This is a genomic window from Streptosporangium sp. CA-115845 (assembly GCF_050943795.1).
Lineage (GTDB): Bacteria > Actinomycetota > Actinomycetes > Streptosporangiales > Streptosporangiaceae > Streptosporangium.
Genome location: NZ_CP191988.1, coordinates 7,025,894 through 7,047,650, shown reverse-complemented (window position 1 = coordinate 7,047,650; position 21,757 = coordinate 7,025,894). Strand labels below are relative to the sequence as shown.

At 70.2% G+C, this 21,757-nt stretch carries 17 protein-coding genes; 8 read left to right on the top strand and 9 right to left on the bottom strand.

The features are described 5' to 3' along the window. The first annotated feature begins 95 nt into the window (after positions 1-95). The 7 genes from ACQP0P_RS33625 to ACQP0P_RS33595 are packed head-to-tail and all read left to right on the top strand — an operon-like array spanning position 96 to position 7,248. Positions 96-1,205 (top strand): extracellular solute-binding protein, encoded by a 1,110-nt coding sequence (locus ACQP0P_RS33625; protein WP_433362689.1) that lies wholly within the window; start codon positions 96-98, stop codon positions 1,203-1,205. Beyond that, complete coding sequence (locus tag ACQP0P_RS33620; protein WP_433362686.1) at positions 1,205-2,059, top strand: ABC transporter permease; 855 nt, start codon at positions 1,205-1,207, stop codon at positions 2,057-2,059. Before ACQP0P_RS33625 ends, ACQP0P_RS33620 begins: the two co-directional genes overlap by 1 nt. Further along, entirely contained in the window at positions 2,056-2,856 is an 801-nt protein-coding gene (locus tag ACQP0P_RS33615) for an ABC transporter permease (protein WP_433362683.1), read from the top strand. Before ACQP0P_RS33620 ends, ACQP0P_RS33615 begins: the two co-directional genes overlap by 4 nt. Further along, positions 2,840-3,922 carry an ABC transporter ATP-binding protein gene (locus ACQP0P_RS33610; protein ID WP_433362680.1) on the top strand — a complete coding sequence of 361 codons (1,083 nt, stop codon included), beginning with the start codon at positions 2,840-2,842 and terminating at the stop codon, positions 3,920-3,922. The genes ACQP0P_RS33615 and ACQP0P_RS33610 overlap by 17 nt, the downstream gene beginning before the upstream one ends. A gap of 45 nt (positions 3,923-3,967) precedes the next feature. Beyond that, positions 3,968-5,494 (top strand): amidohydrolase, encoded by a 1,527-nt coding sequence (locus tag ACQP0P_RS33605; RefSeq protein ID WP_433362677.1) that lies wholly within the window; start codon positions 3,968-3,970, stop codon positions 5,492-5,494. Then, the gene (locus ACQP0P_RS33600; protein ID WP_433362674.1) at positions 5,491-6,867 is read left to right on the top strand and encodes an NAD(P)/FAD-dependent oxidoreductase; all 1,377 of its coding nucleotides are present in this window, start codon (positions 5,491-5,493) and stop codon (positions 6,865-6,867) included. The genes ACQP0P_RS33605 and ACQP0P_RS33600 overlap by 4 nt, the downstream gene beginning before the upstream one ends. A 33-nt stretch (positions 6,868-6,900) precedes the next feature. Continuing rightward, positions 6,901-7,248, top strand: coding sequence for a cupin domain-containing protein (locus ACQP0P_RS33595; protein WP_433362671.1), 348 nt, complete (start codon positions 6,901-6,903; stop codon positions 7,246-7,248). A gap of 76 nt (positions 7,249-7,324) precedes the next feature. Here the strand turns inward: ACQP0P_RS33595 and ACQP0P_RS33590 are convergent, their stop codons facing one another. Together ACQP0P_RS33590 and ACQP0P_RS33585 are read right to left on the bottom strand one after the other, a co-directional pair. Next, entirely contained in the window at positions 7,325-8,230 is a 906-nt protein-coding gene (locus ACQP0P_RS33590) for an ABC transporter permease (protein WP_433362668.1), read from the bottom strand. Further along, complete coding sequence (locus tag ACQP0P_RS33585) at positions 8,227-10,839, bottom strand: alpha/beta fold hydrolase (protein ID WP_433362665.1); 2,613 nt, start codon at positions 10,837-10,839, stop codon at positions 8,227-8,229. Before ACQP0P_RS33585 ends, ACQP0P_RS33590 begins: the two co-directional genes overlap by 4 nt. Positions 10,840-11,065: 226 nt before the next feature. On the opposite strand from ACQP0P_RS33585, the gene ACQP0P_RS33580 reads away from it, so the two are divergent. Continuing rightward, entirely contained in the window at positions 11,066-12,226 is a 1,161-nt protein-coding gene (locus tag ACQP0P_RS33580) for a hypothetical protein (RefSeq protein ID WP_433362662.1), read from the top strand. Here ACQP0P_RS33580 and ACQP0P_RS33575 read toward each other — a convergent pair. The 7 genes from ACQP0P_RS33575 to ACQP0P_RS33545 all read right to left on the bottom strand — a co-directional run bounded on the left by ACQP0P_RS33575 (position 12,184) and on the right by ACQP0P_RS33545 (position 21,381). After that, positions 12,184-13,215: a copper resistance D family protein gene (locus tag ACQP0P_RS33575; RefSeq protein WP_433362659.1), complete on the bottom strand. Its 1,032-nt coding sequence runs from the start codon at positions 13,213-13,215 to the stop codon at positions 12,184-12,186. The two genes, ACQP0P_RS33580 and ACQP0P_RS33575, sit on opposite strands and share 43 nt — an antisense overlap. Continuing rightward, positions 13,212-13,802 carry a copper resistance CopC family protein gene (locus ACQP0P_RS33570; RefSeq protein WP_433362656.1) on the bottom strand — a complete coding sequence of 197 codons (591 nt, stop codon included), beginning with the start codon at positions 13,800-13,802 and terminating at the stop codon, positions 13,212-13,214. Before ACQP0P_RS33570 ends, ACQP0P_RS33575 begins: the two co-directional genes overlap by 4 nt. A 422-nt stretch (positions 13,803-14,224) precedes the next feature. Further along, positions 14,225-15,100 carry a glycoside hydrolase family 19 protein gene (locus ACQP0P_RS33565; RefSeq protein WP_433362653.1) on the bottom strand — a complete coding sequence of 292 codons (876 nt, stop codon included), beginning with the start codon at positions 15,098-15,100 and terminating at the stop codon, positions 14,225-14,227. 416 nt (positions 15,101-15,516) lie between these two features. After that, a complete protein-coding gene (locus ACQP0P_RS33560) occupies positions 15,517-18,087 on the bottom strand; it encodes a chitinase C-terminal domain-containing protein (RefSeq protein WP_433362650.1) in 2,571 nt (856 codons plus the stop codon). Between the two features lie 185 nt (positions 18,088-18,272). Continuing rightward, positions 18,273-19,472, bottom strand: a complete 1,200-nt coding sequence (locus tag ACQP0P_RS33555) for a 2-oxo acid dehydrogenase subunit E2 (RefSeq protein WP_433362647.1) — start codon at positions 19,470-19,472, stop codon at positions 18,273-18,275. Beyond that, positions 19,469-20,455 (bottom strand): alpha-ketoacid dehydrogenase subunit beta, encoded by a 987-nt coding sequence (locus ACQP0P_RS33550; RefSeq protein WP_433362644.1) that lies wholly within the window; start codon positions 20,453-20,455, stop codon positions 19,469-19,471. Before ACQP0P_RS33550 ends, ACQP0P_RS33555 begins: the two co-directional genes overlap by 4 nt. Further along, positions 20,452-21,381 carry a thiamine pyrophosphate-dependent dehydrogenase E1 component subunit alpha gene (locus ACQP0P_RS33545; protein WP_433362641.1) on the bottom strand — a complete coding sequence of 310 codons (930 nt, stop codon included), beginning with the start codon at positions 21,379-21,381 and terminating at the stop codon, positions 20,452-20,454. Before ACQP0P_RS33545 ends, ACQP0P_RS33550 begins: the two co-directional genes overlap by 4 nt. Positions 21,382-21,757 lie beyond the last annotated feature (376 nt).

The window sequence follows — 21,757 nt, the reverse complement described above, 5'->3', positions numbered from 1 at the left end:
AATACACTCCTTGTCAGTGTAGCTGAACACTCTGTACAGTGCCCTGAAACACAAGTTGTGTCATAGTGAACAACGCATTTCGCTGGGAGAGAACAATGGCTGGCGACGGTTTCATCCTGGGCTCAGGCCGCGCGATTCAGCGGAGGGACTTCCTCCGCCTGGCCATGGCGGGCGCCGCGGCCGTCGGCAGCGTTCCGCTCCTGGCCGCCTGCGGCGCCGAAGAGAGCGGCCCCGCCGGATCCGCGGCCAAGGGCGGCGGCATCACCTACGCCTCCTACGGCGGCACCACCGAGGACGCGGTCAAGAAGGCATGGGGAACGCCGTACACCACCAAGTACGGCACCGCCCCGCGTTACGCGAGCCCCGTCGAGCTCGGCAAGATCCGCGCGATGGTCGAGGCGGACAGCGTGGAGTGGGACGTCGTCCAGGCGTCGTTCTCGCACGCCCGCAACAACCGTTCCGAGCAGCTCTACCAGGTCATCGACACGTCCAAGCTGGACACCTCGGACATCATCGAGAACGCGATCCAGGACCGGGGCATCGGCGCCTACGTGCTGTCGTACGTGATCGCGTACAACAACGAGAAGCTCGGCGACAGGGGCCCGAAGAGCTGGGCCGAGTTCTACGACGTCAACGCCTTCACCGGGATGCGCGGGGTGGAGAACGACCCGCAGATCATCCTGGAGACCGCCCTGCTGGGCGACGGCGTCAAGCCCGAGGAGCTGTACCCGCTGGACCTGGACCGGGCGTTCAAGAAGCTGGACGCGGTCAAGTCCAAGATCGTCTGGTACAAGACCGGCGCCGAGCAGCAGCAGCTCATCCAGAGCGGCACCGTCGACCTGCTGGTGGCCTGGAACGGCCGCGCCTACGACCTGATCACCAAGGGCGCCCCGGTCAGCGTCGAGTTCAACCAGCAGCTCACCTACGTCGGCTACCACGTCATCCCGAACGGCGCCAAGAACGTCCAGGGCGCGATGGACTTCATCGGCGTCTCCCTGGAGCCCGCCAACCAGGCCGCCTTCGCCGAGCTGACCTCCTACGCGCCGGTCAGCAAGAAGGCCGTCGACCTGGTCGGCGACAAGGTCCGCCCGCTGCTGCCCACCGCCCCGGAGAACCTGGCCAAGGCCGTATGGGTCAAGGAGGACTACTGGGTCGAGAAGCTGGACGAGGTCTCGGCGCGCTGGACGGAATGGCAGGTGGCCTGATGGCCCGTGCCGGAGCGCCGCGGGCGCGGCGGCCGGTCCTGGGGGCCTCCTCGCTCAGCCTGCTGGGCCTCGTGTTCGTCGTACTCGCGTTCGTGGTGCCGCTGGTCCTGATCATGCTGCGCAGCTTCACCGAGGCGCCGGGTGGCCTGCACTGGTACGGCACGTTCCTGGGCTCGGAGGGCTACCTCCGGGTGCTGGGCACCACGTTCGAGGTGGCCGTCCTGACCACGCTGGCCTGCCTGGTGCTCGGCCTGCCGTTCGCCTGGTGCATGACCATCGCGAGCCCCAGGCTGAGGACGCTGCTGACCATCGCGCTGATGCTGCCGCTGTGGACCAGCCTGCTCGTGCGCACCTACGCCTGGCTGGTGATCCTGTCGCCCAAGGGCCTGGTCAACTCCATGCTCATGAACATCGGGCTGATCGGTGAGCCGCTCAAGCTGGTGCACAACTCCACCGGCGTGCTGATCGGCATGACGCAGATCATGCTGCCGATGATGGTGCTGCCGATGTACGCGGTGATGCGCTCGGTGGACATGCGGCTGGTCTCGGCCGCGCAGAGCCTGGGCGCGCGGCCGGCGGTGGCGTTCTACACGGTCTACCTGCCGCTGGTCATGCCGGGGATCATGGTGGGCGCGGTGATCGTGTTCATCGTCTCGCTCGGCTTCTTCGTCACCCCGCAGATCCTGGGCAACGCGCAGAGCACGATGCTCGCCCAGATCATCGAGCAGCAGTTCTCCAAGCTGCTCAACTGGGGGCTCGGCTCGGCCATGTCCACGGTGCTGCTGGTGCTCACGCTGGTGGTGCTGGCCGTCGCGGCGAAGACCTTCGGAATCGGAAGGCTGCTGCGCCGATGACCAGACGACTCGCGTGGATCGTCACCGCGCTGGTGACGGTCTTCCTGCTGGTGCCGATCGTGGTGATCGTGCCGGTGGCCTTCAACGCCTCGCCGTACATCGAGTTCCCGCCCAGCGGCCTTTCGCTGCGCTGGTTCGAGAACTTCTTCACCTCACCCGAGTGGGTGGAGGCCGCGCTGGTCAGCCTGCGGGTGGCGGCGATCACCACGGTGCTCGCCACGGTCCTTGGCACACTCACCGCCATCGGCCTGACCCGGACCAGGGCCCGCTACCTGGGCGTGGTCAACGCGGTCATCGCGCTGCCGATGATCGTTCCGATGGTCGCCTACGCGCTGGGAGTGTACGCGGTCTACGTGCACTTCGGGCTCGTGGGCTCGATGACCGGGCTGATCGTCGCGCACACGGTGCTGGCGCTGCCGTATGTGGTGCTGAACGTGTCGGCGCCGCTGCAGACGCTCAACCCGAACGTGGAGCGGGCGGCGCGGAGCCTGGGCGCCTCGCCGGTCAGGGCGTTCCTGACGGTGATCCTGCCGCAGATCGCCCCCGGCGTCATGGCCGGAGCGCTGTTCGCCTTCCTGACCTCGTTCGACGAGGTGGTGGTCGCGATCTTCGTGACCAACCAGGAGACGACCACGCTGCCGGTGAAGATGTGGGAGAGCGTGCAGACCGACCTGGATCCGACGATCGCCGCCGTCGCGACCATGCTGATCGTCACCACGTCGATCCTGCTGGGCGGGTCGGCGCTGCTTGGACGGAAGAACCGAGATGAGAGTGCACACGATGACGCCGACGCCTGAGATCGCCCTGCGCCTGGACTCGCTGGCGAAGTCCTACGGGAACGTGACGGCGGTCGACTCCATCGCCCTGGACGTCCACACCGGTGAGTTCCTGACCCTGCTCGGCTCCAGCGGCTCGGGCAAGAGCACGACGTTGATGATGGTGGCCGGGTTCGAGACGCCGACCTCCGGCCGGATCCTGCTCAACGACCGGGACGTGGTCGGCATCCCGCCACACAGGCGGGAGCTGGGCGTGGTCTTCCAGAGCTATGCCCTGTTCCCGCACATGTCCGCGCTGGACAACGTCGCCTACCCGCTGCGCATGCGCGGCGTGGCCAAGCAGGAGCGGCGGGCGCGGGCCATGGAGGCGCTGGAGGGCGTGCAACTCGCGGCGGGTGCGGCCCGGCGGCCCAGCGAGCTGTCCGGCGGGCAGCAGCAGCGGGTGGCCCTGGCCAGGGCGCTGATCACCGACCCGCGCGTGCTGCTCATGGACGAGCCGCTCGGCGCACTGGACAAGAAGCTGCGCGAGCACATGCAGATCGAGCTGCGCCGTCTGCACCGCGAGCGCGGCGTGACCGTCGTGTACGTCACCCACGACCAGGACGAGGCGCTGAGCCTGTCCGACCGGATCGCGGTGATGAGGGACGGCCGCATCGAGCAGGTCGGCGCGCCAAGGGAGATCTACGCCGCCCCCGCCACCCGCTTCGTCGCCGACTTCATCGGCGAGGCCACCCTGCTCGAAGGCCGGGTGGCCGGTGCCGCCGGCGACGACCTGTACGACGTCCGCACCACCGAGGGCCGGGTGGTTCAGGCCGCCTCCGCCCGCGCCTTCGCCAAGGGCGACGCGGTCGTGGTCATGATCCGCCCCGAGGTCATGCGGCTGGGCGGTGACGGCTCCGAGCGGGTCGGCGTCAGGGTCGTGGACGTCGGCTACTTCGGCAGCGAGCTGCGCTACGAGTGCCGTACGGCCGACGGCGCCACCGTGATCGTCCGCGAGCTCGCCGAGCGCGACCACCGGCCGGTCCCCGTCGGCCAGGAGACCGAGGCCCGCTGGGCCGCCCGCGACTCCATCCTCATCAGCGCCTAACACCTACCGAAAGGCCGCAGTATGTCCCACGGCTCAATCGTGCTCGTGAACGCCGACGTACGCACGATGGACGATGACCACCCCCGCGCCGAAGCGGTGCTGATCCGCGACGGCGTCGTCGAGCGGGTGGGCTCGACGCAGGAGATCGACGCGCTCGCCGGAGACCTGCCCCGCGTCGACTGCCAGGGCCGGACCGTCCTGCCGGGTTTCGTCGACGGGCACACGCACTTCGAGCTGTCGTGCGCGTCCCTGACGTACTGGCTGAGCGCCCAGACGCCGCCCGCCACGTCGCTGGCCGACATCGCCGAGGCGATCAGGTCGCAGGCCGAGGCGGACGGCAACGGCTGGCTGGTCTGCCGCTCGTCGTTCGGCCTGCAGACCAAGGTGGCCGAAGGGAGGCTGTTCACCCGGCGGGAGCTGGACGAGCTGGAGCCCGAGCGGCCGCTGATCATCTTCGCCGGGCTGCACGTGTCCATGCTGAACACCGCGGGCCTGAAGCGCATCGGCATCCTGGACGGCCTCGAAGAGCGCGGCATGACCATCCACCGCGACGCCGACGGCGAGCCGAACGGCGTGGTCACCGAGGTCTGGGACAAGCTGCCCGGCTTCTCCGCCGAGCTCATGCGCGCCGCCGTCGAGCGGCACACCGAGTCGCTGCTGCTGGCCAACGGGATCACCTCGATTCACACCATCCCGTTCGCCGCCTCCGACGAGGCCGCCCTGCGCGACGCCCAGGCGAACGGCACCCTGCCCGTCGCGGTCACCACGTACACGCACGTGCCCAGGCTGGCCCGGCTGGAAGACGTGATCGCGGCCGGCCGCCGCTCGGCCGGCGAGCCCGCCCCGTGGCGCTTCGGCGGCGTGAAGATCTTCGTGGACGGCCAGCACGGCGACGGCCTCGACGAGGTCTTCGACGACGCCAAGTGGACCCAGGACGAGCTGGACGCGTTCGTCGGGCTGGCCGACGAGAACGGGATCCAGCTCTGGATGCACGCGGTCAGCGAGGGCGCGGTGCGGATGGCGGCCGAGGCCGTCGCCAAGACCGGCCCGGCCAGGCACGGCCGCCTCCGGCACCGCATCGAGCACGGCGCCGACTACCTCGACCTGGACGACGCCCGCGCGATCGCCGATGCGGGCGTGCGGCTGGTGACCACGCCGCACTTCCTGGCCTCGGCCAGCGAGGAGCGGCTGGCCCGCAAGGGCACGCCGCTGCGCAGCCTGATCGACCTCGGCTTCGAGGTCATCGGCGGTACCGACACCACCGGCACGGTGCCCGAGGGCGCCTCCCCGCTGTACAACATCGCCTGCGCCGTCAACCGGGGCGGCCCCGGCGCGACGCCCACCGCCGAGGCGATCACCTTCGACGAGGCGGCCCGGATGTTCACCTCGTGGGCCGCCGCCGGCGGGCACGAGGACCAGGTACGCGGCGCGCTGAGGCCCGGCCTGGCCGGGGACGCGGTGATCCTCTCGCACGACGTGTCCACCGTCGCCGACGCGGACCTGTTCGACGTGCGCGTCGCGCGCACCATCATCGCCGGGATCACCCGCCACGCCGGAAGGGCCTCGGCGTGACAGTCAACGGAGAGGTGTCGTTCTGGTACCGGGAGATCGGCCTGCCCGCTCCCCGCCCCGCGCTGGAGCGCTCCATCGAGGCCGATGTGTGCGTCGTCGGCGCCGGGTACACCGGCCTGTGGACCGCCTACTACCTGAAGAAGGCCGACCCCGGGCTGAACGTCGTCGTCCTGGAGCGCAGGTTCGCCGGCTTCGGCGCCTCCGGCCGCAACGGCGGCTGGCTGACCGCCGCGCTGGCCGGATCGGCCCGCCGTTTCGCCAAGACGCACGGCCGCGAGGGCGTCGTGGCACTGCAGCGGGCGATGAACGAGACGGTCGACGAGGTGATCGACGTCGCCGCCAAGGAGGGCATCGACGCCGACATCGTCAAGGGCGGCATCCTCGACGTCGCCCACATCCCCTCCCACCTGCCCAGGCTCCATGACGAGGTACGGCACGCCCGCGAGTGGGGCAACGACGACATCACAGTCCTCGACGCCGCGCGGACCAAGGCCAGGATCGCCATCCCCGCCGCCCTCGGCTCCTCCTTCAACCCGCACTGCGCCCGAGTCCAGCCCGCCAAGCTGGTGCAGGGCCTGGCCAGGGTCGTCGAGGAGCTCGGGGTGACGATCTACGAGTCGACGCCGGTCACCGAGATCGTGCCGAACGAGGCCCGCACCCCGCGTGGCACGGTACGCGCCCGGTACGTGCTGCGGGCCACCGAGGGCTTCACCGCGGAGATCGCGGGCGAGCGCCGGACGTGGCTGCCGATGAACTCCTCGCTGATCGTCACCGAGCCGCTGCCCGGCCATGTCTGGGACGAGATCGGCTGGGAGGGGCGCGAGCTGCTCGGCGACCTGTCGCACGCCTACATCTACGCGCAACGCACCGCCGACGACCGGATCGCGATCGGCGGGCGGGGCGTGCCGTACCGGTTCGGATCGAAGACGGACGAGGACGGGAAGACGCACGCCTCGACCGTGCGGGCGCTGCGGGAGGCGCTGGTCCGGCTCTTCCCGGTGACCCGCACGGCCGCGATCGACCACGCCTGGTGCGGGGTGCTCGGGGTGCCGCGCGACTGGTGCTCCACCGCCGGGCTGGACCCGGTCACCGGGCTCGGCTGGGCGGGTGGCTACGTCGGGCACGGCGTGGCCACCACCAACCTCGCCGGGCGTACCCTGCGCGACCTGGTGCTCGGCGCGGACACCTCGCTCACCCGGCTGCCCTGGGTGGGCCGCAGGGTGCGCAAATGGGAGCCCGAGCCGCTGCGGTGGCTCGGTGTGCAGTCGATGTACACCGCCTACCGGGCCGCCGACCGGGCCGAGCTGGCCAATGGGCGCTCCACCACCTCGTCCATCGCCAAGGCGGCCGACCTCGTCGCACGCCGTCAATGAGTTCACCCGAGAGTCAAAGGAAAACGCGCGATTATGAGCATCGTCCTGCCCGACGCGACCACAGCCGACCTGGGACCGGACGCCCCGAAGCCGACCTCGGTCGCCGGTGACCAGCGTGAGGCCGGCCTCACGGTGTGGAGCAGCGAGGACGGCGACACCGTCACCGGCGTGTGGGAGTGCACCCCCGGCACGTTCACCGCGGTCCGCGACGGCTACCACGAGATCTGCCAGATCCTGACGGGCCGGGCCACCATCACCCACGAGGACGGCACCAGCGCCGAGGTCGGGCCCGGCAGCACGCTGGTCATGCCCGAGGGCTGGCGCGGTGAGTGGCACGTCCACGAGACCCTCCGCAAGATGTACGTGACCATCCACCTCTGACTCCCCGAGCCTCCTCGCGCCCGCCCGGCGCGGGGAGGCCGGCCAGGCTCTGGTACGACATGCGCCCCGGCCCTGACTAGGAGACCACGTCCTTGCTCCGGAAGCGGCGGAAGGCGAACGCGATCAGGATCGCCGAGTAGGTGACCGAGACGGCCACCCCCTTGAGCATGCCCTCGTACGAGGGCTGGGGCGCCAGGGCGTCCAGCCACGCGTTGTTCCAGAAGGTCGGCAGGAACTCCCTGAGCGAGCCGAGCGCCTCGACCGCCTGCAGGATGCTACTGACGATCACCAGGCCGACCGCGCCGCCGACCGCGCCCAGCGGGGAGTCGGTGCTGACGGAGAGCAGGAAGGCCAGGGCCGCGACCACGAACTGGCTGACCAGGGCGTAGCCGATCACCACCCCGAACCGGGGCAGCACGTCCAGCGCGGCGATCGTCTCGCCGGTCCCCGGCACCCGGACGTCGTTCCAGCCGAAGGCGAGGGTGCCGGCCAGCAACGCCATCACCGGCAGGCAGACCACCGCCGCCGCGGAGTAGCCCATCGCGACGACCAGCTTCTGCCGCAGCAGCCGGTCGCGCGGGATCGGGGAGGCCAGCAGGTAGCGCAGCGACGACCAGCTGGCCTCGCTGGCCACGCTGTCGCCGCAGAACAGTGCCACCGCGACGACCAGCAGGAAGCTCGCGGACACCGACAGGGCGAACGCGGCGAAGTTCAGGCCGCCCTCGACGGCCAGGTCGGAGATGCGCAGCGAGGTGCCGGGCTGCCCCGACCCGGCGCCGACCTTGAAGGCGATCACCAGGATCCACGGCAGCGCGAGCAGCAGGCCGAACATCACCAGCGTGCGGCGCCGCTTGAACTGGCGGACGATCTCCACGGCGAGCGGCAACGTGCGGCCCGGCGCGTACCCGCGCGCCGAGCCGTTTCGCGCGAGGTCGCCCGGCGAGCCGGCCGGGGTGGTGAGGGCGGCGTTGGAGTCGCTCATACCTTGTTTCCGATCAGGTCCAGGAAGACGTCCTCCAGGCGGGTGCCCGAGCCGTTGACCGGGGTGCGGCTGGCCAGCAGCTCGCTCACGGTCCCGGCCGTGACCAGGCGCCCGCGGTGCATGACCACCGCGTGGCTGCAGGTCTGCTCGACCTCCGACAGCAGGTGGCTGGAGACGATGACGGTACGGCCCCCCTCCGCGTAGCGGATCAGGACCTCGCGCATCTCGCGGATCTGGGGCGGGTCGAGCCCGTTGGTGGGCTCGTCCAGCACCAGCAGATCGGGCAGGCCGAGCATGGCCTGGGCGATGGCCAGGCGCTGGCGCATGCCCTGGGAGTAGGTGCGGACGGCGCGGTCCAGGGCCTTGCCGAGCCCGGCTATCTCCAGGGCCTCGGCGAACCTGGCGTCCTCGGCGGGCCGCCCGGTCGCCTTCCAGTACAGCTCCAGGTTCTCGCGGCCGTTGAGATGCGGCAGGAAACCCGGGCCCTCGACGAACGAGCCGAGCCTGGACAGGACCGGGGCGCCGGGCACCACCCGGTGACCGAAGATCCGGATCTCGCCGCCGTCGGGCCGGATCAGGCCCATCAGCATGCGCAGGGTGGTGGTCTTGCCCGCCCCGTTGGGGCCGAGCAGGCCGAGCACCTGGCCGTGCTCCACGGTGAACGACAGGTCGTCCACCGCGCGCTCGCCGTTCCGGTACGCCTTGGTCAGCCCACTGATCCGCAGCGGTACGGAGTCCAGTTCGGGGTCGCGGCCGTCGGTGGTGCGGCGGCGCCCGGCGAGCAGCAGGACGGCCGCGACGACGAGGGATGCCAGCGGCAGCGCCCAGATCCACCAGGCGGGGCCGGTCTGCGGGGTGAGCAGGGTGGCGTGGGTGGGGACGGTCACGGCCGGCGAGGCCAGGGCGACCTGGTGGACGGCCGGGGCCGCCGGGGTGCCGTAGGCCAGGTCGGTGGTGGTGAACGCGACCCGCAGCCGGTGTCCGACATCGAATCTGTGGTCGATGGCGGGCAGGGTCACCGTGGCCTCGCCCGAGCCGTCCGCGCCGATCGCGATCCTGAGCGGGGCGACGAGCCCCTCGGGCAGGATCGGCGCCTGGGTCGCGCCCGCGATGTCGTAGAGCTTGGCGAACAGGGTGACCTCGTCCGCCGGGCTCTTCGCCTCGTCGCTCCCGGTCCGCGTGTCGGGCGCGGGTTCCGCGGTCACCCGGACCCGTACCGTCGAGCTGCCGGTGACCTGGAGCGGGGCGGTCAGCGGGGCGGAGTCGAAGACGGCGCTCTGCCCCGCCATGTCGATGGACAGGTTCACCGGGGCGCCACCGCCGAGGCCGCCGAAGCCGGGCACCGTGGAGATCGAGGAGGGAGAGCCGCCGGGCGGGGTGGCCACCGACTGGTCGGGGCCGCTGAGCGGGACGGAGGTCTGGCCGCTGCCCGACAGCCCGGGGTAGCGGTCGGCCGTGGCGTGCAGCTGGACCGGACGGCGGGTGCCGGGGTCGCGGGCGCCGGCGCGGGTGACCGTGAAGGCGTCGCCGGCCTGAGCCGCGTCGCCGGCCTCCTTCAGGTAGCGATCGAACCAGCCGAGCGTCCTACCGTGCAGCCAGTCGACCTCGCCGTCGCCGCCGTCGTGGCCGCCGTCGAACCAGGCGACCTGTACCGGGGCGCCGGTGGCGGCGATGGCCTTGGCGTTGGCGTCCGCGTGGCCCAGCGGGAACAGCGAGTCGCGCTGTCCCTGCAGCAGCAGCGTCGGAATCCTGATCTTCCCGGGCACCGAGATCGGGCTCGACCTGCGCAGCGTCTCCACCGCGCTCGCCGTCGCCCGGCCGCTCTGGGCCACCTGCTGGTACATGTCGCAGATCTCCGGCAGGAACCGGCCGCAGCGCACCTCCTCGGCGGTGAGCGGCCGCTCCTGCGCCTGCCGCTCCGCGCCTCCGCCGTTCCCACCACCGAGGGGGGCCGGGCCGATGGCCGGTGCGGGGCCGCCCCGGCTGAAGAAGAGCCCGGCCCACATGCGCTTGAACACCCCGTTCTGGGGCCCCTGCCCGGTGGCGTCGGGGAACAGCGCGTCGGCCAGGTCGTACCAGGTGATCTGCGGGACGATCGCGTCGATCCTGGGGTCGTGGGCAGCGGCCATCAGCGCGATGGCCCCGCCGTACGAGCCGCCCGCGATGCCCACCCGCGGGTCGCCCGCCGCGTCGAGCCGGACCTCGGGCCGCTTCGCGACCCAGTCGACCAGCTGGCGCACGTCCTTGACCTCGTAGTCGGGGGAGTTCAGCGCGATCTGCCCCGAGGAGCGGCCGAAGCCCCGCGCCGACCAGGTCAGCACGGCGTAACCGTCCTGGGCCAGCCGCACCGCGGCGTCCCTGACGCTCTGCTTGCTGCCGCCGAAGCCGTGCGCGAGCAGCACCGCCGGAGCCCTGCCGCCTCCGGCGGGAGGGAAGAAACTCGCGTCCAGGGTGACCCGCTGGTCGTCGCCCGGCCCGTCGAGCACTGTGATCATCTGCTCCTGGGCCCGTACGTCCGGTGCGGACGGCCAGACCAGCCAGGCCACGACGCCGACGGCCAGCACGGCGACCACCGCGATCCAGGTGGCCGACCTTGCCCCACGTTTCACCGGTTCTCCTTGAGCGTGGGAATCCCCTCCCTTCGAAAGAGGGAGGGATGTCACGGCGTGAGCTTACTGATCCAAGCTGAGACGCTCCTGAGACGACTCTCAGGAGCGTGCCCGCCGGTCATCCGAGCAAGGATGATCACCTGTGCCGGAAGGGTGACGGTCGCCCCGATGGCTCGGGGATGTCCCTGATTGCGGACTGAGGTGGAGGGCGGCATCATTTCGACACGTGAAGCCAGTAGAAAGCCTCCGAAGAAGAGCCACTCCGGTCATCGAGTGGGCTCTGCCGTATTGGACGCGAGGGAAGGCCGGCAGGGAGACCCCGGAGGACCTGTTCAGGCTCCTCTACTTCGGGTGGCTGGTGGCTTTCTCCTTCAAGGTGCTCGGGGCGTCCTGGGACGTCTCCTGGCACTTCAAGTGGCTCCGTGACGACCTGGCCCCGCCGCACCTGCTCAACAGTGTCGGCACCGCCATCGCCCTCGCGCTCACCATCATCCACATCTACACCGGTTACGGCGTCGACAAGCTCGCGCAGCGCCTCATCACCTGGGGCACGGCGGTCTTCCTGATCGCGGTACCGCTCGATCTGATCAACCACCGGGTCAACGGGCTCGACATCACCTCGTGGAGCCCGTCCCACCTGATGCTCTACATCGGCACGCTCTTCATGGTCTGCGGCGTCCTCTGGGGCTGGTTCATCCGGGCGGTTCCCGGCCGGACGCGCACGCTGGTCCTCGGCGGGCTCTTCGTCTTCCTCTTCGAGAACGTCTGGTTCCCGGAGCAGCACCAGGAGTACGGGGTCTACGGCCTCGCCGCCTGGGACAGGGGCGAGCCGGACGCGGAACCGATCCTGATCAGGTTCGCCGCCGACCAGATCGGCCTGCCGGTGGACGACAGGGCGGTGGCGCTCCACTTCACGCTGCCGGTGCCCGACCAGCTCTACCCGCTCTACGCCGTGATCGCCGCCATGCTGGTGGCCGTCTGCGCGCGGGCGATGATCGGCCGGATGTTCTCCGCCACCGCGGTGGTCGGCGCCTACGTGGCCTTCCGCGCCCTGATCTGGCCCCTGCTCTCGGTCGCCGACTTCCCGCACTCGGCGGTGCCGGTCTTCCTGATCGCCGGGGCGCTCGCCGTCGACCTGGCGTTCCTGATCAGGATGCCCGTGGTCAGGGCGCTGGTCGGCGCACTCGGCGTCACCCTCATCGTCGACCAGGCGCTCCGCTTCCAGCACGCGATGTTCATGGCGCCCCCGCTGGTGACCCCCGCGACCATGCTGATCGGGGGGGCGGGGCTGGCCGTGCTGTGGCTGGCGGCCGAATGGGCGTTCGGCCGCTACACGCTCCGGGCTCAGGACAGGGAGGCCGTGGTCAGCGCCACCGCCACCCCGTAGGCGAGTCCCATCACGGTGATCTCGGCCGCCGCCCACGCGACGACCGCCGTCGCCCGCCGCTCCGCGATGTGCGGCAGCAGGCGGAAGCGGATGTGGGCGGCGAACGGGATCAGCAGCGCCACGCAGGCGACCTTGACCACCACCAGCGGGCCGTACTCACCGCTCAGCAGCGCCCCCGGCAGCTCCACCCCGGGGGTGAGGGCCATCGTGGCGAGGCCGGTCACCAGCCCGGAGACGCTGACCAGGACCAGCGCCAGGGTGGCCAGGCTGGAGAACTTCGGCAGCACCCGCGCCAGCAGCTCCCGGTCCGCGGCGACCAGCAGGATGATCGTGAGCAGGCCGCCGGTCCAGGCCGCCGCGCCCATCACGTGCAGCTCCATCGAGATCATGATGGGGTCGTGCCAGACCGAGTCGACGGCGTGGCCGGTGACCGGGATCGGCAGCAGTCCGAAGAAGGCGATCACGATCCGCAGCTCGGCGGGGACCTTCTCGCCGTACCGCACGGCCAGCAGCCCGATCCCGGCATAGGAGAGCGCGCAGGCGGCGCTGAAGAGCATCCCCTGCCCGGTGCCGACATTGTCGACGTAGGCGGCGATCATCGACGGGGTGGGGATCGTCCCGGGGTTCAGCTCGGCCGCCTTGAAGACGATGACGACCAGTGCCAGCAGTGCCCACGCCCAGGCGAAGGTGACGGCCATCGGCCGCGCCCGGCGCATCACCGGTTCGGTCCGCTCGGGGTCGTCGAACCCGAGCAGCTTCGGCAGCAGGCTCAGCCCGACCACCGCCACCGTCGCCAGGTCCAGCAGCACCCGCAGCACCGGCAGGCCGTACTCCACCAGTGGCCCGGCGACGTCGATCCCCGGCACCGCCTCCTGCGCGGTGAACGCGGTCGCGGCCAGCACGGCCAGCACGGCCCCCGACACGAACCCGCCGGCCACCAGCCTCCTGGCGGTGCCGGCCTCGGGAGCCCGCTCGACGGTCACGGTCATCTCGCGCCCTCCTCCTTCGTACGGCGCATCGCCACGACGGTGGCCCCGCCCAGCAGGACGATGGAGGCGGCGATCCACAGCACCGCCATCCCGGCCCCGCCGTTCTGCGCGGCCTCGGCGGCCTGGGCGCCCAGGCCGGGGTCCTGGGCCGCGGCGGCCGAGGCCGCAGGTGCCGGGTCCGCGGGCGCCTGCTCGGTACCGGCCTGCCCCGAGGAGGCCGGGCCGGGCGCCGTCAGGGTGAAGGTGATCTTGCTGGCGACCGGGTGACCGTCGGAGGAGAGGATCCGGTAGCCCACCACGTACTCCCCGGCGGGGCCGAGGGCCTTCACCCGGACGCTGGCCTTCGCCCTGTCGACCGAGGTCTTGCCGTCCTCCCACCGCGTGCCGTCGGGACCGGTCACGCTGATCTGCGCGAAGCCCTGCCGGACGGGCTGGTCGAAGGTGAGCGTGATCGTCTCGGGTCCGGTGGCCAGCGCGGCACCGTCCTTGGGGTCGCTGTCGATCAGCACGTTGTGGGCCTGCGCCGGGGTGACCGCGCCGAGCAGCGTGGCGCACGCGAACAGCAGGACCGTGAGTAGCCGCCTCACCGATCATTGCCTTCCGTTGGGTCCGTCATGACCTGGACATGTTCCCACGCTCGCGTGCCAGGGACGTGGTCGCCCGGGCGAAGGCCGGGCATGGAGGGAAAATGGAGGGAAAAGGGGGGCGGCCGATGGGCCCGGCCCCCTCTGAATCCCGCACCGGAAGATGCCCGGGACGGTGCGGAGGCCGGAGGCGCGAAGAGCAGGAAAGGAGAGCGCGGGAAGGGAAAGAAAGGAGCGCGGGGGCGCGGTGAGGGGGTGATGGTGGAAGGCCGGGGAAATAGGAGAGGAGCGGTGCGGAAAAGCCGCGGAGGAGGAAAAGGAAATGCGGGCGGCAGGCCGGGGAAAGGTGAAAGGAAGGGCGCGGCCGGCGGGCCGTGCCCTTCCTCGTCATGCCGTGACGCCGCCGGGCGGAGTCACGTGTGCGGTCAGCAGGGCAGGAGTGCCTCGTCCTCCGTGGGGACGCCCAGAATCGCGGTGAATTCCTTGTAGAGCCTGACCCGGTTCGCGACCTGCCTGGGGTTGCCGCCGTTGCACTCCAGGGCGCCGTTGATGGCCCAGATCGTCCTACCGAAGCCGTGGCCGCCGACCATCGCGTTGTGCGCCGTCATCGTGCCGGGGCCGTTCTGGGTCATCCAGTACCAGATGCCGGTCATCCACGCGACCGAGGCCTCGTTCTGCACCAGGTTCGGGTTGTTGAGCAGGTCGATCTCAAGCGCGTCGCCGGCCGTCTTGTAGTTGAAGTTCCAACTCAGCTGGATCGGCCCGCGACCGTAGTAGGAGGACAGGCCCGCGGGGCAGCCGTACGGCTCGCGGAGGTCACAGTAGTGGGGGTAGTTCGCGGTGTTCACCTCGACGATGTGGAATAGGCCGCCGGTCTCGTGGCTGATGTTGGCCAGGAAGGCCGCCGCCTCCCGCTTCTTGGCGGTCTCGTCGCCCGTGCTCGCGAAGGCGGGGTAGGAGCTCAGGGCCGAGACCAGGCCGTTGTAGGTGTAGAAGGGCTTGCGGTTCGGGAACATCTGGTTGAACTGGGCTTCGCTGACCATGAAGCTTCCCGGGTTCGGGTCGCAGACCCCCTTGTCCGTCCAGATGCCGGAGGAGCCACCCGGGGTGTCGCCTCTGGTCCACCACTTCGCCCGCCAGTTACGGCCGTTGTGGGAGGCCCTCAACCCGCCGGCGTACCCCTTCGTGGACTCCCACGCGGACGCGCAGATCGGGAGGGGGGTGGAGGTGGCTGCGGCTGAGGCCACAGGGAGGCCCACTGCCAGCGTGCTCGCGATCGCTATGGCGGAGAGGGACGCCATGATGCGCTTTTTAAACATTTGTTCTCCTAGGTGCGGTGTGAACCGCACGTGACGACGATGGGGCCGATCCTTATACGAACTTTGACGCCACGACCTGTTACCCGTTGGAGATCGCCTCCATGGGATTGACGATAACCAATCGGAATTCGAGTTCTTGCGTCAATAGATCGGCTGCAAAGTTCTGCATGGTGCGTATGGCCGATGGCGCAAAAGGGTCCGGCCAGGCATGAGGGCCCGCAATGACTTTCCGCTCGCGGGCGGTATGGAGTCTGCCCGCGAGCGGAAATTGTCCGCTCGCCATAAGCGGGCGCCGAATCGTGTCTCCTCGGCCATTCCCCCATGGGTAAAACCCGGATGGCGCCTTGTGAGGCTTCCATCCGGGTTTCGGCCCCATTGAGAGGCTCGGTGTGCTGTCTCTAGCTCAGGCGCAGCCAGAGGGAGGCGACGTTCGGGGGCTCCCAGCCCGCCAGGGCCGTGTGGGGCTGGCGGCACTCATATTCGACGCCCGCGTAGGAGACGCGGGTGCCGGTGGTGTAGGCCGTGCCCGCCTTCCAGGCCGGGGAGGTGCCGGTCGGGGTGACCGTCGGGGTCGGGGTCGGGGTCGGGGTCGGGTCGACCGTGGGGGTGATCGTCGGCGTGGGCGTCGGGGTGGGGGTGACCGTGGGGGTGATCGTCGGCGTGGAGGTGGGGGTGGTGCAGGCCCCGAGGTCCTTCCAGACGTCGTTGGTACCGGGCTCGTTGTTCTGGGTCCACCACCTGGCCTCCCACTGCCTGCCATTGTGGGAGACCTTGTTGCCGCCGTGGTAGATCTGGGTGGGCGACCACGGGGGAGCGACACAGCCGCCGGGATCGACGGTCGGGGTCGCCGTCGGGGTCGCCGTCGGGTTGACGATCGTGCCGCCGCGGGCGTGGTCGACGGTCAGGCCGTAGGTCTTGCCGCCGAAGCTCACCGTGAAGTTGGCCGGCGACGGGGCGGGCAGATAGTAGATGTAGTCCATGTTCAGCGAGGCGCCGGGGGCCAGCGGCTCGTTGGCCCGCAGCTTGAAGGAGATCCGGTTGAAGTCGCCCTTCAGGCCGCCGATGTTGTTGCCCGTGCCGTGCTCGTTGCTGATCACGGTGACGCCGAAGCCGGACTGGTCCCTGGCGGTCCCCGGGGCCGAGCTCGCGTAGTCCCACTGGAACTCCGCGCCGCCGGGGATCGTTATGGTCGACTTGTTCGTGATCTTCAGCTTCCCGGTGATCGGGTAGTTGTTGTCCCCGATCGGGAAGCCGCCGATCTCCACGTTCATGTCGAGCTTCTCGTTCGGCACGTTCACCTTGGCACGGGTCGCGCCGTACGGTGCGGCGGTCTTGAGCGTGTCGTACATCTGGCTGGTGAGCGTGTTGCCCATGAACCACTCGCCCTTGGCCGCGTCCCACGCGTAGTCGCCGGCGAGCTCCCAGATCATCAGGCCGCCGATGCCCCTGTCCTTGACGTAGTTGGTCTTGACGCCGATGGACTGGTCGTCCTCGGTGGACAGGAAGACCTTCTTGGTGGAGTTCCACAGCCATGGCGCGACCAGGGTGGAGTCGTAGTGCCGGGTGTAGGTGCCGGTCAGCGTGTGCTCGGGGTTGGCCGGGTTCAGGCCGTAGGCGGGACCGTAGGAGCCGACCCGGCCGTCCTGGAGGTTCTTGGCGTGCCACAGCGGGTTGCCGCCGCCGCTGACCTCGGTGTTGTTCTCCTTGTCGTGCCAGAGGTTGTCGATGCCGCGCGCGCCGTCGCCGCAGGTGGTCAGGCCGATCGGGCAGCCGCCGGTGCTCTTCGCCGTGCCCCACAGGCCGTTGGTGCCACCGGTGACGTTGCGCCAGCCCCGGGTGTAGTAGGGCACGCCGATGTTGATCCGGCCGGCCTGCATCGCGCCGCGGAAGTAGTGGTAGGCCCAGTCGGTGTTCAGATAGCCGATCCCGCCGTACGCCGCGGTGTTGTAGACGTTCCACTTGGCGAGTTCGGCGTCCTTGCCGTCGTCGTAGAGCGCGGCGTTGGGGCCGACGAACTCGTTCCACGAGCCGTGCAGGTCGTAGGACATGATGTTGAGGTAGTCCAGGTACTGGGTGACCTGGAAGGTCTCCATGCCGCGCAGCAGATAGCCGGACGACGGGGCGGCGACCGTCAGCATGTAGTACTTGCCGTCGGCGACCGAGGCGGCGTTGAGCTTGTCGCGCAGCGTCTTCATCAGGATCGCGTAGTTCTTCATCAGCGACGCGCGGCGGGCGTTGCCGACCTGCCAGTCCAGCGGGTGGCCCGCGTCCTTCATCGAGGTCGGGTACTCGTAGTCGACGTCGACGCCGTTGAAGCCGTACTTCCTGATGAAGTCCACCGAGGAGTCGGCGAAGGCGTTGATGCCGGCCGTGTTGGTGGAGCCGTCGGCGTTTGTGGTCATCGTGTAGAAGCCGCCGGAGGGCTGGCGCGCGCCGGAGGGGTCGAAGTAGCCGCCCGTCTCGGCCCAGCCGCCGACGCTGATCAGCGTCTTGACGTCCGGGTTGGCCTTCTTGTACTTGTTCAGCAGGTTGAAGTGGCCCTTGTACGGCAGGGCGGGGTCGAGCGTGTCGATCCCCGGCCACTCCATGCCGGTGGCCGCGTTGGTCGGGCTGTCGGGGCCGACCGAGATCCTGTTGTCCGAGCCGACGTGCGCGAACGCGTAGTTGATGTGGGTGATCTTGTTCCACGGGATGTCTTTGGCCAGATAGGACGGCTGGCCGTTCTTGCCGGTCCGCCAGCTGGTGAAGTAGCCGATGATGCGGCGCGGGTGGTCGGCGCCCATCTTCTCCCGGCCGGCCTCGTCGTAGACCTGGCAGAAGGGCACGTTGAGGCCGGGGGTGGTGTAGAGGCCGTCCGGGCGGCAGGACTCGTTGTCGGCCGCGGCGCCGGCCGTTCCGGCCAGCGCGCCCGCTATCAGAGCGAGTGACGCGCCCGCCGCCGCAAGGCCGGCGCGTAGACGTGAGGACATGGGGGAGCTACCTCCAAGGCGAGGAAACATAGCCGTGATCCCGCCCCCCCACGGGTCATTGAACGGGAAACTATGCGCTCCCATCAGGCGCGTCAATGCTTTCTATTAAGAAAGTTTACTTATAATTAGCGCCGGGTGGCCGCGGACGGCAGATGGTCAGGTCAGGGTCGCCGCCGTGTTCCAGATCAATGTCCGCCGGTGTGGCGGTCGGCCCCCGGTTTCTCCAGGGCGGTCCTGAGCGCGCCGAGGAACTCCGCCGCCTCGCGGCCGTTGGCGAAGCGGTGGTCGTAGGCGAGGCCGAGAGAGATCACCTTTCTGGTGACGAAGGCGCCTTCGCGGATCTGGACCACCTCGGGGCGCGGGGCGCCGAGGGAGAGCGCGCAGATCTGACCGGGGAAGACGATCGGGATCGCGGTGATCACCGAGGTGTCGGTGTGCAGGGTGAGCATGATGTTGCCGCCCACCAGGTCGCGCTCCCTGAAGGCCCCGCTCAGCGCGATCTCGCGGAAGCCTGCCAGGTCGCGGGCGATCTCGTCGAGCGGGCGCCGGCCCGCGTCGCGCACCACCGGTACGTACATGCCGCCTCCGACGTCGACGGTCACCCCCACCTCCGCCGTCGTGGCGCGGCGGGCGCGGCGACCGTCGACGGGGGTGGCGAAGAAGAGGGGGAAGCGGTCGAGCAGCCGCCCGGTCGCCTGGACGAGCAGCTCGGGCAGGCCGATGAGAGCACGTAGCCGCTTCGTCTCCGCGCGGGCGAACGGCAGCGCGTCCGTCACGTCCACCCGCATGACCGTGAAGGAGGCGGGGATCTCCCGGTGCGACCGCTCGACCACCTCGGCGGTACGCCGCTGCGCTCTGGAAGGCTCGATCAGCCGGGAGTCGTCCTGGTCCGGCGGGATGAGCGGGACGGGGCCTCTCATCGGTTCGATCGGGGGAAGGGTGACGCTCACCGCGCCGCCCGTTCCGGCCCGCGAGATGTGCGGCGGGACCAGGTCGGCCCGCCGGACCACCTTCCTGCCGAGGGCCCGGACCTGGTCCAGGGAGATGCCGTACTCCGCCATGGCCTGCCGGGCGGGGGCGGTGATGACGATCTTCTCCTGCCCCGCGCCGGTCTCGGCGGGTGCGGGTGCGGGATCGTCTCCGGGATCCTCGCCGTCGGGCAGCAGGCGGGCGATGGCCTGGCCGGGAGAGCACTCGGCGCCCACCTGAAGCAGGTGCCGCAGCGTACCGTCCCGTTCGGCGGTCAGCTCCTCGGCCGCCTTGGAGGTCTCCAGCACCGCGAGCGGCTCCCCGGCCCGTACGGCCTGGCCGTCCTTCGCCTCCCACGCCACCAGCAGGTACGAGGCGTCGTTGTTGTTGAGCTTGGGTACCCGGATCTCGGTCACAACAGGGCCTCCGCGACGGCGTGCCGGATCCGGCCGGACTGGACGAGGATCTCGCGCTCCAGGTGGGGGGCGGCCGGGATGACGCTGTCGGCCGCGCTGATGAGGCTGATGGGGCGGCGCAGGGTGGACCAGAGCCGGGGGTGGAGCACCCGCGCCACCTCGGCACCCCAGGTGCCGCCCGCCGAGCCGTCCTCGACGACGCACACGTGCCGGGCGCGGTCGAGCCCGGGGAGCGTGGGCAGCGGGTAGAGCCGCGCGGGAACCAGCAGCTCGCAGGCCACGTCCTCCTCCATCAGCAGGGCGCGCATGGCGTCAAGCGCCCGGTGGGTCATGCCGCCGTGGACGATCAGCGTGCAGTCGGGCTCGGTCACGCCGTCCACGAAGACCCGGGCGACGCCGTCGGTCAGCTCGTAGCGGAACAGGTCGTCCACGACACCGCCCTCGTACCTGCGCCGGGTGTAGAGGACCTTGTCCTCGAAGAACAGGCAGGGCTGTTCCAGGGCGAACATCAGGGCGAACAGCTCGCCCGCGTCATGGAAGGGGGTCATCTCGAACAGCGAGAGGCCGGGCACGCCGATGAAGTGCTTCTGCGGGCTCTGGCTGTGGGTGGGGCCGTAGCCGCGGTTGCCGCCCGACGGGCAGCGGACGACCAGCGGGATGGGGACCCTCCTGCCGTACATGGAGGTGGACTTGGCGGCGAAGTTCACCAGCTGGTCGAAGGTGAGCGCGGCGAAGTCGGCGAACATGATCTCGACGATCGCGCGGTCCCCGGCCAGCGCCAGGCCCGCGCCGATCCCGGCGATCGCCCCCTCGCTCAGCGGAGTGGACCGGACGCGGTGGCCGAACCGGGTGGACAGGCCCTTGGTGACCTTGAAGGCCCCGCCGTACGGATCGCTGATGTCCTCACCGAGCAGGTGCACGCGGGGGTCGGCCTCCATCAGGTCGTGCAGTGCCCGGTTGAGGTGCTCGGAGACGCGGGTCACGGGCGCTCCCAGACCGACGGGGGACGGGCGGCGACCTCGGCGGCGATCCGCTCGACCCGCTCGCGGGCCGCCAGGTCCAGGGCGGCGAAGTGCTCGGGGAAGTCCCGCGCGTAGCGGGCGTACCAGTCGTGGCCGGCGGCCAGGGCGATCTCCTCGGGGGTGCGTGTGTCGTCGCCCTTGCTGTGCGGGCCGATCCGGTGGGTGACGAACTCGACCACCAGCGGACGCGACTCCCCGCGGACCACGCCGAGCAGGGGCGCCAGCTCGGCGCGGATCTCGCAGACCTCGGTGGAGGTCACCCGGTGGTGCGGGATGTCGAACGCGGCGGCGCGGGCCGCGATGCTCCCGGCCATCTGCGCCGACGTCGGGGTGGACTGGGCGATGCCGTTGTTCTCGACGACGACCAGCAGCGGGACCCGCCAGAGCCGCGCCATGTTGAGCGCCTCGTAGACCGCCCCCTCGCCCCAGCTGCCGTCACCGACGTAGACGCAGGTGAGCGCGCCCGTCTCGTTGAGCTTCAGGGCCACGCCGACCGCGACGGGCAGGCTCTCGCCCTGGACGCCGGTGGACAGGAAGCGGCGGTGGTAGACGTGCTGGCTGCCGCCGACCCCGGCGCAGAGCGCGCCCTCGCGACCCATGATCTCGGCGAGCAGTCCGTGCGGCTCGGCGTACCTGGCCAGGAAGTGCCCGTGGCCGCGGTGGTTGCTGAGGACGAAGTCGTCATCGCGGAGCAGCGGCGAGAGCGCGACCGGGATGTACTCCTGGCCCAGGCAGGTGTGGGTGGTCCCGCTCAGCTCACCCGCCTCGAAGAGCCTGAGCAGGGTCAGCTCGAAGTGCCGGATGAGCAGGAGGAGTTCCAGGTCCTTTCTCGGCGGTGGGGACGGCGGCTGCCGCAGGCACGGGGGGATTGGGGCGGTGACGACCACGTGTGCGCTCCTGGCATCGAACGATCTTGGGGAACACGCTCGGCCACGGAGGCGGAGGCGGCATGGGAGCGCTCCCATTCGGAGCGTAGGAGGCGCACGAATGAGAGTCAATGACTGTGCGGATGACAGATATTCAAGAAATGAAGAATAGGGGTATTCATCTGCAAAAAGGACCTAAAAGGCGGTTTGTTTTGGTTCGCGGTGCTCGAAAACAGCGCTGTAACCTTGACGAATTCGGCGGGAGATCTCTAGCCTCCTCCGTGGGAGCGTTCCCACGACGCCGTGCAGCCGCGCGGTGACATGAGGCGCCCGGCCGGGCGCCCCCACTCGCCCGAACGCTCACATCTTTCGGCGCCGGGGTGACTCCGCGCCGCGC

Bases quoted from the DNA above. Each gene is read 5' to 3' on its own strand.
- ACQP0P_RS33575 (WP_433362659.1), bottom strand. From the start codon at position 13,215: ATGACCGTGACCGTCGAGCGGGCTCCCGAGGCCGGCACCGCCAGGAGG.
- ACQP0P_RS33615 (WP_433362683.1), top strand. From the start codon at position 2,056: ATGACCAGACGACTCGCGTGGATCGTCACCGCGCTGGTGACGGTCTTC.
- ACQP0P_RS33620 (WP_433362686.1), top strand. From the start codon at position 1,205: ATGGCCCGTGCCGGAGCGCCGCGGGCGCGGCGGCCGGTCCTGGGGGCC.
- ACQP0P_RS33590 (WP_433362668.1), bottom strand. From the start codon at position 8,230: ATGAGCGACTCCAACGCCGCCCTCACCACCCCGGCCGGCTCGCCGGGC.
- ACQP0P_RS33565 (WP_433362653.1), bottom strand. From the start codon at position 15,100: ATGGCGTCCCTCTCCGCCATAGCGATCGCGAGCACGCTGGCAGTGGGC.
- ACQP0P_RS33610 (WP_433362680.1), top strand. From the start codon at position 2,840: ATGACGCCGACGCCTGAGATCGCCCTGCGCCTGGACTCGCTGGCGAAG.
- ACQP0P_RS33625 (WP_433362689.1), top strand. From the start codon at position 96: ATGGCTGGCGACGGTTTCATCCTGGGCTCAGGCCGCGCGATTCAGCGG.
- ACQP0P_RS33560 (WP_433362650.1), bottom strand. From the start codon at position 18,087: ATGTCCTCACGTCTACGCGCCGGCCTTGCGGCGGCGGGCGCGTCACTC.
- ACQP0P_RS33595 (WP_433362671.1), top strand. From the start codon at position 6,901: ATGAGCATCGTCCTGCCCGACGCGACCACAGCCGACCTGGGACCGGAC.